At 67.0% G+C, this 12,451-nt stretch carries 13 protein-coding genes; 10 read left to right on the top strand and 3 right to left on the bottom strand.

Translation table 11 applies throughout. The features are described 5' to 3' along the window. Positions 1-152 precede the first annotated feature (152 nt). The gene (locus ACQR1F_RS01375) at positions 153-1,127 is read left to right on the top strand and encodes an IS110 family transposase (protein WP_316239658.1); all 975 of its coding nucleotides are present in this window, start codon (positions 153-155) and stop codon (positions 1,125-1,127) included. A gap of 436 nt (positions 1,128-1,563) precedes the next feature. Here the strand turns inward: ACQR1F_RS01375 and ACQR1F_RS01370 are convergent, their stop codons facing one another. Then, positions 1,564-2,493, bottom strand: coding sequence for a LysR family transcriptional regulator (locus ACQR1F_RS01370; RefSeq protein ID WP_316217771.1), 930 nt, complete (start codon positions 2,491-2,493; stop codon positions 1,564-1,566). A 117-nt stretch (positions 2,494-2,610) separates the two neighbouring features. On the opposite strand from ACQR1F_RS01370, the gene ACQR1F_RS01365 reads away from it, so the two are divergent. The 9 genes from ACQR1F_RS01365 to ACQR1F_RS01325 all read left to right on the top strand — a co-directional run bounded on the left by ACQR1F_RS01365 (position 2,611) and on the right by ACQR1F_RS01325 (position 11,086). Next, entirely contained in the window at positions 2,611-2,937 is a 327-nt protein-coding gene (locus ACQR1F_RS01365; protein ID WP_434912421.1) for a Dabb family protein, read from the top strand. 89 nt (positions 2,938-3,026) lie between these two features. Continuing rightward, positions 3,027-3,926 (top strand): NAD(P)-dependent oxidoreductase, encoded by a 900-nt coding sequence (locus ACQR1F_RS01360; RefSeq protein ID WP_316217772.1) that lies wholly within the window; start codon positions 3,027-3,029, stop codon positions 3,924-3,926. 13 nt (positions 3,927-3,939) lie between these two features. After that, positions 3,940-4,824 carry an intradiol ring-cleavage dioxygenase gene (locus ACQR1F_RS01355; RefSeq protein WP_434912420.1) on the top strand — a complete coding sequence of 295 codons (885 nt, stop codon included), beginning with the start codon at positions 3,940-3,942 and terminating at the stop codon, positions 4,822-4,824. A gap of 64 nt (positions 4,825-4,888) precedes the next feature. Beyond that, positions 4,889-6,283: an FAD-linked oxidase C-terminal domain-containing protein gene (locus tag ACQR1F_RS01350; protein WP_434912419.1), complete on the top strand. Its 1,395-nt coding sequence runs from the start codon at positions 4,889-4,891 to the stop codon at positions 6,281-6,283. Next, entirely contained in the window at positions 6,280-7,803 is a 1,524-nt protein-coding gene (locus ACQR1F_RS01345; RefSeq protein ID WP_434912418.1) for a sugar ABC transporter ATP-binding protein, read from the top strand. The genes ACQR1F_RS01350 and ACQR1F_RS01345 overlap by 4 nt, the downstream gene beginning before the upstream one ends. Beyond that, entirely contained in the window at positions 7,796-8,746 is a 951-nt protein-coding gene (locus tag ACQR1F_RS01340; RefSeq protein ID WP_434912417.1) for an ABC transporter permease, read from the top strand. Before ACQR1F_RS01345 ends, ACQR1F_RS01340 begins: the two co-directional genes overlap by 8 nt. Further along, a complete protein-coding gene (locus ACQR1F_RS01335) occupies positions 8,743-9,720 on the top strand; it encodes an ABC transporter permease (protein ID WP_434912416.1) in 978 nt (325 codons plus the stop codon). The genes ACQR1F_RS01340 and ACQR1F_RS01335 overlap by 4 nt, the downstream gene beginning before the upstream one ends. 37 nt (positions 9,721-9,757) lie before the next feature. Beyond that, a complete protein-coding gene (locus ACQR1F_RS01330; RefSeq protein ID WP_316236908.1) occupies positions 9,758-10,732 on the top strand; it encodes a sugar ABC transporter substrate-binding protein in 975 nt (324 codons plus the stop codon). Positions 10,733-10,798: 66 nt separating this feature from the next. Next, positions 10,799-11,086: a YciI family protein gene (locus ACQR1F_RS01325; RefSeq protein WP_316236907.1), complete on the top strand. Its 288-nt coding sequence runs from the start codon at positions 10,799-10,801 to the stop codon at positions 11,084-11,086. On the opposite strand, the gene ACQR1F_RS01320 is transcribed toward ACQR1F_RS01325, so the two are convergent. Together ACQR1F_RS01320 and ACQR1F_RS01315 are read right to left on the bottom strand one after the other, a co-directional pair. Next, entirely contained in the window at positions 11,087-11,980 is an 894-nt protein-coding gene (locus ACQR1F_RS01320) for an NAD(P)-dependent oxidoreductase (protein WP_315802042.1), read from the bottom strand. Then, positions 11,977-12,381, bottom strand: coding sequence for a carboxymuconolactone decarboxylase family protein (locus ACQR1F_RS01315; RefSeq protein ID WP_316236905.1), 405 nt, complete (start codon positions 12,379-12,381; stop codon positions 11,977-11,979). Before ACQR1F_RS01315 ends, ACQR1F_RS01320 begins: the two co-directional genes overlap by 4 nt. Positions 12,382-12,451: the final 70 nt, after the last annotated feature.

Below are 12,451 nucleotides of genomic sequence, written 5' to 3'. Positions count from 1 at the left end.
TCTGACCAACCGCCCGTCGCTGGATCTGAGCCCGATCGTGCTCAAAGGCCCTAGAGCCTGTCGGGGAGCGTGGGACAGGTCCGGTGTCTTCCTTCAACCCGAACAGTTGCACGGGCTTCGAGCCCGCACCTTGCAAGGAAGGGAGCTGGATGATGGCACAGAATGATCTCGTTGTCGCGGGTGTCGATGTCGCCAAGGATAAGGTCGATGCTTGTACCCGAGCGCCCGGGTCCAAGCAGATGTTTGAAAGGACGAAGGAAGGCCAGCGCGACTTCGTGGCGTGGCTGCGCCGGCACGGCGTCACCAAGGTCGTGATGGAGGCCAGCGGCGGCTACGAGCGGGAGTGGGCCAAACTGGTGCGAGCCGCCAAGATCGACGTTCGTATCGTCGATCCAAAGCGGGTGCGGAGCTTCGCTCAATCGGCCGGGCGCCTGGCCAAGAACGACAGTATCGATGCGGACACGATCGCCTGGTTCGCCGAGACCTTCAACGAAGCTGCGGTGCAAGCCTACGATGCCGCCCGAGAGAAGCTTCAGCAGATGGTCAATGTGCGCCAAGCGACGAAAGATATGCTGGTCAGACTGAAGAACCAGGGCGAGCATAAATTGCCTGTAGAAGTACAGCGTCTGCATACGCGCATCGCCAAGGCGATCAGCGCCGAGCTGGCCGAGCTCGAGGCAGAGATCTCCGCCCTGATCGAAAGCACGCCGCATTTTGCGGAGCTCGCCGAGATCATCGAAAGCGTTCCGGGCATCGGCCGCACGACGTGTGCTACGCTGATAGCAACCATGCCGGAGCTCGGCCAGACCAGCGACAAAGCCGTCGCGGCGCTGCTGGGTGTTGCGCCGTACGATGATGACAGTGGCCGGCGTCGCGGGGATCGGCACGTCAAGGGCGGACGCCGCAGAACTCGCAACACATTCTACATGGCCTGCGTGGGCGCCGCGACGCGGTGCAATCCAGTCCTGAAGGCCTTCTACGAGCGCCTGCTCGCCCAAGGTAAGTTGAAGAAGGTCGCGCTGACCGCCTGCATGCGCAAGCTGATCTGCATTCTCAACGTCATGGTCAAACGCCGCCAAAAGTGGAATCCGGCGCTCCACGTTGTGAACGGGTCGAGCGCCTCATAGCCGCTCGGGCTCCGCCCGAGCGCACGCCAAGCCAACAGACCGGCGAGCGGACGGGGTCAAGGCCGTCAGCCGCCGAAGGCGGTGGCGCGCCTTCGCGCCAGCCTTGAGGCCGGCCGATCACCGGTCTACAAAAAAGACAGTTGCTCCCTGGGGATCGGCTTTCTTGCCCCCATCGCCCGCGCGTGCCGTCAGGCAACCACCGCAGACTTGACCTCAGCGTCGAGAGGCCAGGACCACACGACTTCGCCGTCCGTGCCAACTACGCTCGTCTGGCGCAGCCGTCACGTCCATCGCAGCCCACCTCAACGTATCGTGACGACGCGTACGTCCCTCTGCTCGAGGCGGGTTGCACGCAAGAGAACATGATTTCAGAAAAATAGCAAGCTATTTATTTTTTTCGGAACACACCCTCCCCCCCGGCACGCGGGGCATCGGCTCAATCCGGCTTCGGCGGCTCGATCCAGATCCCAGGGTCGGAATGGGTCCGGATGTGGTCGACGAGGAAATCGGCGAACACCCTGATCTTGGCCGGCAGCCTGACGCGGTTCTGGTAGGCAATGTTCATCGTCAGGAGCGGCAGCTCCCAGTCGAGCAGGACCGGCACCAGCCGGCCGGCCAGAATGTCGCCCTGCACGATGTAGAGCGGCTGAATCAGGATGCCGAGCCCGGCCAGCGCCGCGCCCCTGATCACCTGGCCGTCATTGCTGTCGAGCGTCGGCGCGATCCGGATGCTCTGGGCCGTCGTTCCGTTGCGCAGGGACAGGGAATAGGGATCGTTGGCAAGGTTGTAGATCAGCATGTCGTGGCGCACGAGATCGGCGGGAACGACGGGGCGGCCGCGGCTGGCGAGATAGGACGGCGCCGCCGCCAGCACACGCCGCATCTGCCCGATGCGGCGGACGACGATGCCCGAGTCCGGCTCATGCTCGCGGGTGCGGATCGCGACGTCGATGCCCGCCTCGATGAAATCCGGATAGCGGTTGGCGGCGATGATCTGCAGGTTCAGCTTCGGATACATCGCGCGGAACGCCGGCAGCATCGGCGCGAGATAGATCGTCGCGAACGACAGCGAGCTGGTGACGCGCAGCATGCCCTGCGGCGACAGCGCGCGGTCGCTGACGGCGTCCTCGGCCTCGGCCAGCTCGTTGAGCAGCGTGCCACAGCGCTGCAGCAGCTCCTGCCCGGCTTCGGTCAGCCAGAGACGGCGGGTGTTGCGCTCGATCAGGCGCACCGCCAGCCGCTCCTCCAGCGCGCTGAGATGCCGGCTCGCCGCTGCGTTGGACATCCGCAAGGACTCGGCGGCCTTGGACAGGCTGCCCAGCTCCGCCGTCCTGGAAAACACTTCGAGCTGGAGCAGACGGTCCATTGTTGCGCCGAATTGTTACGCTGAGCGGAAAACAGAGTTACAATTTTTGGGCTTTATTTCCATTTCCTGCAAGGCAAAATCGCCCGACAAGAACAAGGCACAGGTGAGGACGCACGAATGACGGGGCCGATCAGGCACATCGTGATGTGGCGGCTACGCGCCGAGACGGCCGCCGACCGCGCCGCAGCCCGGCTCAAGGTCAAGACCCTGTTCGAGGGCCTCAAGGGCCGGATCGACGGCCTCACCCACATCGAGGTTGGTCTCGATGTCAGCGACGTCGACTACGCCTGCGACGTCGTCCTGTTCTCCGAATTCGCCAGCAGTGCCGCGCTGCACGCCTATGCCTCGCACCCCGAGCACCTGCGCGTGCGCGAGGAGCTCGGCGACATCAGGATCGGCCGCTTCCAGGTCGACTATCCCCTCTCTGCGGCGACCGGCGCGTGACCGGGGCGTTCATCTTCGACGGCCTGCCCGGCCGCCCCCTGCCCGGCTCCAGACCACATGGCAGATCAAGCCAATGACGGACGGCATCGATGCCCCTTCCTGACCAACGCCTCGCCTTCATCGGCATCGGCAAGATCGGCCTGCCGATCGCGGCGCGGCTCGCCAAGGCCGGCTATGACGTCACGGCGTTCGATCCCAACGCCGAGCGGCTCTGCGAGGCGCGCGCGCTCGGCATCGTCGCTGCAACGTCCGCGACGGCGGCGGCGCGTGACCATGCGGTGGTCATCGCGTCCCTGCCCGACGACACCGCGCTGCGCGCGGCGATGCTCGGCGACGGCGGAGTGATCGCGGCCATGGCACCGGGCGCGATCCTGATCGAGACCAGCACCGTGGGCGTCGACGCCTCGAGCGCAGTCGCCGCGGCCGCCGGCGCGCGCGATGTCGCTTATCTGCGCACGCCGATCTCCGGCAATGCCAGCATCGCCCACACCGGCGAGCTGACCTGCTTCGTGTCCGGGCCGAAAGCGGCCTTCGCGCGGATCACGCCGCTGCTGCAGGCTTTCACGCGCGCGCAGACCTATCTCGGCGCCGCCGAAGAGGCGCGCTATGCCAAGCTCGCCGTCAACCTGATGATCGCGACGACCGCGGCGATGATGGCCGAGAGCCTGGCGCTGGCGCGCAAGGGCGGCATCGCCTGGCCGGACATCCTGCAGGTGCTGCACGACAGCGCGGTCGCCTCGCCGATGGTGAAGTACAAGACCGCGCCGCTGCTGGCGCGCGACTTTGCCGCGACGTTCTCCTGCGCGCAGATGGCCAAGGATCTCGATCTCATTCTCGGCGCCGGACACGCCGTCGGCGTGCCGCTGCAGCTCGCGGCGCAGGTCCGCGAGACCTATGCCGCGCTGATCGCGCAGGGCGAGGCCACGACCGATTTCCTTGCCACTGTCCGTCATGTCGAACGGCTGTCCGGGCTCGGCGAGCCCGTCTGAAAGGAGCCGCCTCGTGCGCAACTTCAACGAGACCACGATCACGGATGCCGTGCTCGACCGCCTGGCGGGCGCGAGCGATGCGCGCATCAAGCAGGTCAGCGAGGCGCTGGTGCGCCATTTCCATGCCTTCGTGCGCGAGGTCCGTCCGACCCAGCAGGAATGGGAGTTCGGCATCGACTTCCTCACCCGCACCGGGCAGATGTGCGACGACAAGCGCCAGGAATTCATCCTGCTGTCTGACACGCTCGGCGTCTCCATGCTGGTCGACGCCATCAATCATCCCGTGCCTGAAGGCGCCACCGAGACCACCGTGCTCGGCCCGTTCTTCGTCCAGGCCGCGCCGGAGCGCGCCAATGGCGACGACATCGCGGGGCCGATGAAGGGCGATCCGCTGCTCGTCACCGGCTCGGTGTCGCGCACCGACGGCCGGCCGCTCGCTGGCGCCGTGGTCGACGTCTGGCACTCCGACGATGACGGCTATTACGACGTGCAGCGGCTCGAGCAGATCGGCGATCTCGCCATGCGCGCGCGCTTTCGCACCGATGCCGGCGGCCGCTTCCATTTCTGGTCGATCAAGCCCGCCGCCTATCCGATCCCCGATGACGGGCCGGTCGGCGACATGCTGGCGGCGCAGGGACGGCATCCGTGGCGGCCGGCGCATGTGCATTTCATGATCTCGGCGCCGGGCTTCGAGCGGCTGGTGACCCATGTGTTCGTCGCCGGCGACCAGTATCTCGATTCCGACGTCGTGTTCGGCGTCAAGGACAGCCTGATCCGCGACTTCACGCGCTGCCCGCCGGGCCGTGCGCCAGATGGCCGCATGGTGGCGGAGGGATATTTCCATCTCAACTACGACTTCGGCCTGAAAGCGCTTGCGGAGCGCGGCGATCGGGCTTGAGCTGAGCGGACGACAAGGACCGTCAAGAGTCCTGTCGTCGTCGAGGAAGCGGACGGGAGGAACGATGGAGTTGCGGGTCGGCACCGGCGCATTGGCCGAGCGGCTTTCGTGCCTGATCGGACCACGCGCGAGCGTCGCGCGCGGCGTGCTGGATCAGCACGGCCGCAGCGAGTCGTATTATCCCGCGATGCCGCCCGACATCGTCGTATTCCCGGAGACGACGCAGGAGGTCAGCGCCATCGTCGGGCTGTGCGCCGATGCCGGCATGCCGATTGTGCCGTTCGGCGCCGGCACCTCGCTCGAAGGCAATGCCGCGGCGGCCGCGGGTGGCGTCTGTTTCGACTTCGCCCGCATGAACAAGGTGCTGGCCGTGCATGAGGCCGACATGGACGTCGTGGTGCAGCCCGGCATCACCCGCAAGCAGCTCAATGCGGAGCTGCGCACGACCGGCCTGTTCTTTCCGATCGATCCCGGCGCCGACGCCTCGATCGGCGGCATGAGCTCGACCCGCGCCTCCGGCACCATGGCGGTGCGCTACGGCACCATGAAGGACAACGTCCTCGCATTGGAGGTGGTGCTGGCCGACGGCCGGGTGATCCGCACCGCGAAGCGTGCGCGCAAATCGGCCGCCGGCTACGACCTGACGCGGCTGTTCGTCGGATCGGAGGGGACGCTCGGCGTGATCACCGAGATCACGCTGAAATTGCATCCGCTGCCCCAGGCGATCTCGGCCGCGACCTGCAGCTTCCCGACCCTGCACGACGCGGTCGACACCGCGATCGCCCTGATCCAGTCGGCGGTCCCCGCCGCCCGCATCGAGCTCGTCGACGACGTCATGATGCGCGGCATCAACGCCTACTCCAAGCTCGGCTATCGGGAAGCGCCAACCTTGTTCCTCGAATTCCACGGCTCCGAGGCGGCCGTCGCCGAGCAGGCGCAGACGGCGGAGGCGATCGCGACCGAGCATGGCGGCCGCGGCTTCGCCTGGGCCAAGGCGGCCGAGGACCGCAGCCGGCTGTGGCACGCGCGCGACAACACGCTGTACGCCGGCCTGGGCCTGCGGCCCGGTGCGCGCGCCGTCATCACCGATGTCTGCGTGCCGATCTCGCGGCTCGCCGAATGCCTGACCGAGACGCGCCGGGACGCCGACGCCAGCGGCTTCCTCGCGCCGATCGTCGGCCATGTCGGCGACGGCAATTTCCACATGCTGATCCTGGTCGATCCCAGCGATGACAGCGAGCTCGCCGGCGCCAAGGCGCTGCAGGCGCGCATGGTGGCGCGCGCGATCGCGATGGACGGCACCTGCACCGGCGAGCACGGCATCGGCCTCGGCAAGATCGACTATCTCGAGGACGAGCTCGGCGGGGCCGTCGCCGTGATGCGCGCCATCAAGGCCGCGCTCGATCCCGCCGGCCTGATGAATCCGGGCAAGATCTTCGCCGGCGGAGCACCGTCATGAGCGCGGCGGCCGCCATCGCAGCTCCATCGCCCGCGCCGCTGCTGGAGCTGCGCGGCATCAGCAAGTCGTTTCCGGGCGTCAAGGCGCTGGACGACGTGTCGTTCGCGATCTACCCGGGCGAAGTCCACATGCTGCTCGGCGAGAACGGCGCCGGCAAATCCAGCCTGATGAAGGTGCTGTGCGGCGCCTACAGCGCCGATGCCGGCGAGATCATCTCCAAGGGCGCGAAGGTCGAGATATCATCGACGGCCGACGCGCAGAAGCTCGGCATCGCCGTCATCTTCCAGGAATTCTCGCTGGTGCCGTTCCTCGACATCGCGCAGAACATCTTTCTCGGCCGCGAGCCGAAGGGCCGCATCCCCGGCACCATCGACCGCCGCAAAATCCTGGCCGATGCCAAGCGCGTGCTCGAGGGCATCGGCTTCGACATCGATCCCTCCGTCATCGTCGACACGCTCGGCGTCGCGCAGCAGCAGATGGTGGAGATTGCCAAGGCGATCAGCCAGAATGCGCGGATCCTGGTGATGGACGAGCCGACCGCGGCGCTGTCCGACCGCGAGGCGGAGCTGCTGTTCGCGCTGATCAGGCGGCTGAAGGCCGACGGCGTCGCCATCGTCTACATCTCGCACCGTATGGCCGAGGTGTTCGCGCTCGGCGACCGCATCACCGTTCTGCGTGACGGCCGCCGCATCGACGATCTCAGGCCCGCCGACGTCACCCCCGACCAGCTCGTGCGCATGATGGTCGGGCGCAATATCGACATGAGCTATCCGCGCCATTTCGTGGAAACGCCCGGCGAGCTCGTGCTGGAGGTCAAGGGACTGAGCGCGCCGAGCGGGATTGCCAACATCAACATCGAGGTGCGGCGGGGCGAGATCGTCGGCCTGTGCGGTCTCGTTGGCTCCGGCCGCACCGAGGTGGCGCGCGCGATCTTCGGCGCCGATCCGGTCAGCGAAGGCGAGATCATCTTCGACGGCAAGCCGATCGCGGGCGAGCCCGACATCGCCGCGCGCCGCGGCATCGCGCTGATCCCCGAGAGCCGCAAGAGCGAGGGCCTGGCGCTGCTGCGCTCCGTCGGCGACAACCTCGTGGTGTCGGCGCTGAAGAAGCTGTTTCCGAGCGGGCTGTACGATCCCCGCGGCGCTCAGCGCACGGCCGACGGGCTGATCCGGCAGTTGCGGATCGCAACGCCCACGGCGCGGCAGACGGTCGGCCTGCTCTCAGGCGGCAACCAGCAGAAGGTCGTGATCGGCAAGTGGCTGGCGGCCGGCGCCAGGCTGTTCATCTTCGACGAGCCGACCCGCGGCATCGACGTCGGCGCCAAGTCGGAGATCTTCGCGCTGATTGACCGGCTGGTCGCCGACGGCGCGGCCGCGCTGATGATCTCGTCCGAGCAGATCGAGATCTGCCACGTCTGCGACCGGGCCTATGTGATGCGCGAAGGCCGCATCGCCGGGCATTTGTCACGGGGCGAGCTGACCGAGGAGAATATCGTGCGACTGGGGATGCATGATGAGTGACACCGCCATCGTCTCGCCGATCCGATCCCTGCAGCGCATCCCAGGCGTCGCCATCGTGCTGGTGCTGTTGATCGCGCTGTTCGGCGCGATCGCGCCGGGCTTCCTGTCGGCCGCGAACCTGTCCAACGTGCTGGTGCAGTCGACGATCCTGACCATGCTCGCGCTGCCGATGACCCTGATCATCATGACCGAGGGGCTCGACCTGTCGATGGGCGCGGTGCTGACGCTGACCTCGCTCTGCGTCGCCATCGTCTCGCTCGCGACCAAGTCCGTGCTGCTGGGCCTCGGCGCCGCGGTGCTGGTCGGCGCGGCGTTCGGCACCGTCAATGGCTGGCTGGTCGCGGTCGTCGGGATTCCGCCGTTCGTGGCGACGCTCGCCACGCTCGGCATGGCGCAGGGCCTGTCGCTGATCGTGAGCGACGGCCAGAGCGTCGTCGGCATTCCCCACGGCGTGCGCGACATCTATGCGGCGACGCTGCTCGGCATCCCCGTGCCGATCGTGATGGGGCTTGCCACCTACGCCGTGTTTCACGGCCTGCTGTATCATACCAGGTTCGGCACCTACGTCTTCGCGCTCGGCGGCAACCGCGAAGCGCTGCGCTATGCCGGCCTGTCGCCGACACGGCTGCTGATTGCGGTCTACGCGATCGGCGGCACGATGGCAGGGATCGCCGGTCTGCTGATGACCGCGCGGATGAATTCGGGACATCCGACCGCGGGGCTCGGGATGGAGTTCGACGCCATCGCGGCGGTCGCGGTCGGCGGCACCTCGTTCGAGCGCGGCAATGGCTGGCTGCTCGGCACCGTGCTCGGTGTCATCGCCGTCGGCGTGCTGCGCAACGGCCTCAACCTGGTGTCGCTGCCGTCCTCGGTGCAGGTCGCGAGCGTCGGCGCGCTGGTCATCGTCGCGATGTTCCTCGACGGCCTGCGGAGCCGGTCATGACCGACATCGCCAAGGACACGCTGCCGCCGCCGCGCTCGCTCCTGTCGCAGAATGCAGCGCAGGTGTTCTATCGCATGCTCGCCGCGCTCTTGATCTGCGCGGCGCTGACCGTGCTGAGCGACTCCTTCCTCAGCCTCGGCAACATCCTCAACGTGCTGAGGCAGGCGAGCCTGACCTTCTTCATCGCCTCCGGCCTCACCCTGGTGGTGCTGACCGCCGGCCTCGATCTGTCGGTCGGCGCCAACGTCGCGCTGTCGGCGTGTCTCGCCGGCACCGTGATCCATCAGACCGGCTCGCCGATGCTGGGGATCCTGACCGGGCTGCTCGCGGGCGGCAGCGTCGGCTTCCTCAACGGCTTCATGGTCACGGCGCTGCGCATCCCCTCCTTCATCGCCACCTACGGCATGCTGTGGGTGCTGAACGGCGTCACCTACTGGTACATGGCGGGCGAGACCATCCACGGCTTTCCCGCGGGCTTCCGCCAGATCGGCAGCGGCTATCTGCTCGGGCTGCCGATCCCGGTCTATCTGCTGCTGGTGTTCCTCGCGATCGGATCGTTCTTCGCGCAGCGCACGATCTGGGGCCAGGAGATCTACGCGATCGGCGCCAATCCGGTCGCGGCGCGGCTCTCCGGCATTCCGGTCGCGCGCCGGCTGCTGCTGGTCTACACGGTGTCCGGCACCATGGCCGGGCTCGCCTCCATCATCTTCCTGTCGCGGCTCAACTCGGCCGAGGCCGACATCGGCGAGAGCCTAACTTTGCCGGCGATCGCCGCGGTGCTGATCGGCGGCACGTCGCTGTTCGGCGGCGTCGGCACCGTGTTCGGCACCTTCATCGGCGCCCTGATCCTGACGCTGGTGCTGAACGGCATGAACCTGCTCGCGATCAGCGCCAACTGGCAGCCGCTCGTCACCGGCATCATCGTGATCATAGCCGTCTGGCTCGACATGAAGACAAGGCGCCCGACGCAATGAACTGGAAGACAACCAAAAAACGAGGGAAGGAAACGACATGCAACATCGGATCACGCGCTGTCTCGCTCTGTCACTGCTGATCGCCGCGGGCGCGACGCAGGCGCGCGCCGACGGCGAGACCATCGCCGTCTTCACCAAGAACCAGACCAATCCGTTCTTCCAGACGGTGCGGGTCGGCGCCGACAACATGGCGAAGGTGCTCAACGCCAAGGTCCTGCACTACATCCCGACCAAGCCGGACTCGATCCCCGAGCAGCTCAGCCAGATCGAGGACGTCGTGGTGAAGAAGCCGAGCGCCATCGTGTTCACGCCGGTCGACTACAAGGCGATGGTGCCCGGGGTCGAGAAGATCAACGACGCCAAGATCCCTGTCGTCAACATCACCGACCGCTCGGCCGGCGGCAAGTTCATAGCCTTCGTCGGCGCCGACGACTACAGCCTGGGCCTTGAGACCGGACGTTTCCTGCTCAAGACGCTCGGCGGCAAGGGCAACATCGTCATCATCGAAGGCGTCAAGGGCTCGCTGACCAATGTCGACCGCGTCCGCGGCTTCAACGACGCGCTCAAGGAGAACCCCGGCGCCAAGCTGCTGGCGTCGCAGCCCGGCAACTATCAGCGCTTGCAGGCGCTGCAGGTGATGGAGAACCTGATGCAATCCAACCCGCAGATCGACGGCGTGCTCGCCGCCAACGACGCGATGGCGGTCGGCGCGATCGAGGCGCTGGACGGCGCCAACCGCAAGGCGCAGGTGATCGGCATCAACGGCACCAAGGAGGCGATCGACGCGATCAAGTCCGGCAAGCTGCTCGCCAGCGGCGACTACAACGGCTTCGCCCAGGGCTGCCTCGGCACCATGATGGCCGTCCGCGCATTGCGCGGCCAGCCGGTGATCAACGAGATCGTGCTGAAGCCGACGGTCATCACCAAGGACAATTACCAGCCGTTCGACGTGGCGCTGGAACAGCGGACCTGCCCGAGCTTCGAGGATGCCGGCAAGCTCGGCGCGAAATAGGATCAGCCATCAGTCCGGAAGCAGGACGGCACGCCGCCGTCCTGCTTCGACTTGCGGAGAGAATTCATGCTGTTTGCGATTCATGCCCTCGACAAGCGCGACGCGCTGCCGGTCCGGCTTGCCAACTACGACGCGCACAAGGCCTATCTCGGCGACAGTGCCCGCCTTCCGGTCACCATCGTGATGTCCGGTCCGCTCGTTTCCGACGACGGATCGAAAATGATCGGAAGCCTGTTCCTGGTCGAGGCTGCCGGCCGCGCCGAGGTCGAAGCCTTCAATCGCGCCGACCCGTTCGCCGCGGCCGGGATCTGGGAGAAGGTGACGATCACCGGCTTCCTGCGGCGCCAGGGGTAGTCAGCCCTTCAGCTCGACGCCGGCCAGCGCCTCGCTCAGCTTCGCCAGCGCCGTGTGGTCCTGGCCCGGTCCGAGCATCCCCTGCGCGCTGGCGCTCAGCTCGCGGCAGAGATTGGAGAACGGCGCGGCCACGCCGGCGGCGCGCGCGACCTCGAGCGCGATCGACAGGTCCTTCACCATCAGGTCGAGCCCGAAGCCGCTGTTGAACTGGCGCGACAGCACGAACTGCCTGAACTTCTTCTGCGTCGAGTTGTTCATGCCGGTCGAGGCGTTGAGCACGTCGGTCATCAGGCCGGGATCGATGCCGAATTGCTGGCCGATCAGCAGCGCCTCGATGCCGATCAGGAAGCCGCCGGCGGAGACGAGGTTGTTGAGCGCCTTCATCGCCTGGCCAGAGCCGAGACCGCCGATGCGGTGGATCGTGGTGCCCATGGCGCGCAGCAGCGGCTCGACGCGGTCGAGCGCGGCGGCATCGCCGCCGGCCATGATCGCGAGCTCGCCGGTCACCGCGCGCGGCACGCCGCCGCTCACGGGCGCATCGAGCATGGTCACGCCGAGCGGGGCGAGATCGGCCGCAATCGCCTGCGTGGCCGCCGGCGCGCCGGAGCTCATGTCGATCAGGATGTGATCCTGCTTCAGGCCAGCGCGCAAGGCCGCGACCGCGTCCGCGACATGTTTGCTGGTCGGCAGCATCGTGATGACGACATCCGCCTGCCCCGCGGCCACAGCGAGATCCGCGGCCAAGGTGCCGCCGACCTGGCGCACGAAATCTTCGGCGCGCCCGGGCACGGCATCATTGACGGCAACCGCAAAGCCGGCGCCGAGCAGGCGCGCGGCCATCGGCCAGCCCATGTTGCCGATGCCGACGAACAGGACCCTTTGCGGCGCGCTCATGCGCCGTCCTTCTTGGCGATGGCGCCTTCGGCGAGGAGCACCTCATGGGCCGCCTTGAACGCCTCGAGGCCCGCGGGAATGCCGCAATAGACGGTCGCGTGCAGCAGGATCTCCTTGATCTCGTCGACCGTGACGCCGTTGGTGAGCGCGCCCTTGACGTGCAGCTTCAATTCGCTCGGCTTGCTGAGCGCGGTCAGCATTGCGAGATTGATGATGCTGCGGGTGCGGCGATCGAGCCCGGGCCGGGTCCAGGCATAGCCCCAGCACATTTCGGTGGTGATGTGCTGAAACGCCATCATGAAGTCGTCGGCCTTGGCGAGGCTGCCATCGACATAGGCCGCGCCGAGCACCTCGCGGCGCACCTTCAGGCCCTTCTCGAACAATTCCTTTTCGTCGCTCATCCGCTCGTCTCCCTTTTAACACCTGACGTCATTAGCGCTTCGCCGCGCGGACTGACAACAACGCCGCACG

This window comes from Bradyrhizobium sp. HKCCYLS3013, assembly GCF_051167615.1.
Taxonomy (GTDB): domain Bacteria; phylum Pseudomonadota; class Alphaproteobacteria; order Rhizobiales; family Xanthobacteraceae; genus Bradyrhizobium.
Note: the sequence above shows the minus strand (reverse complement) of the source record. Positions and strands in the feature narration are given on the sequence as shown.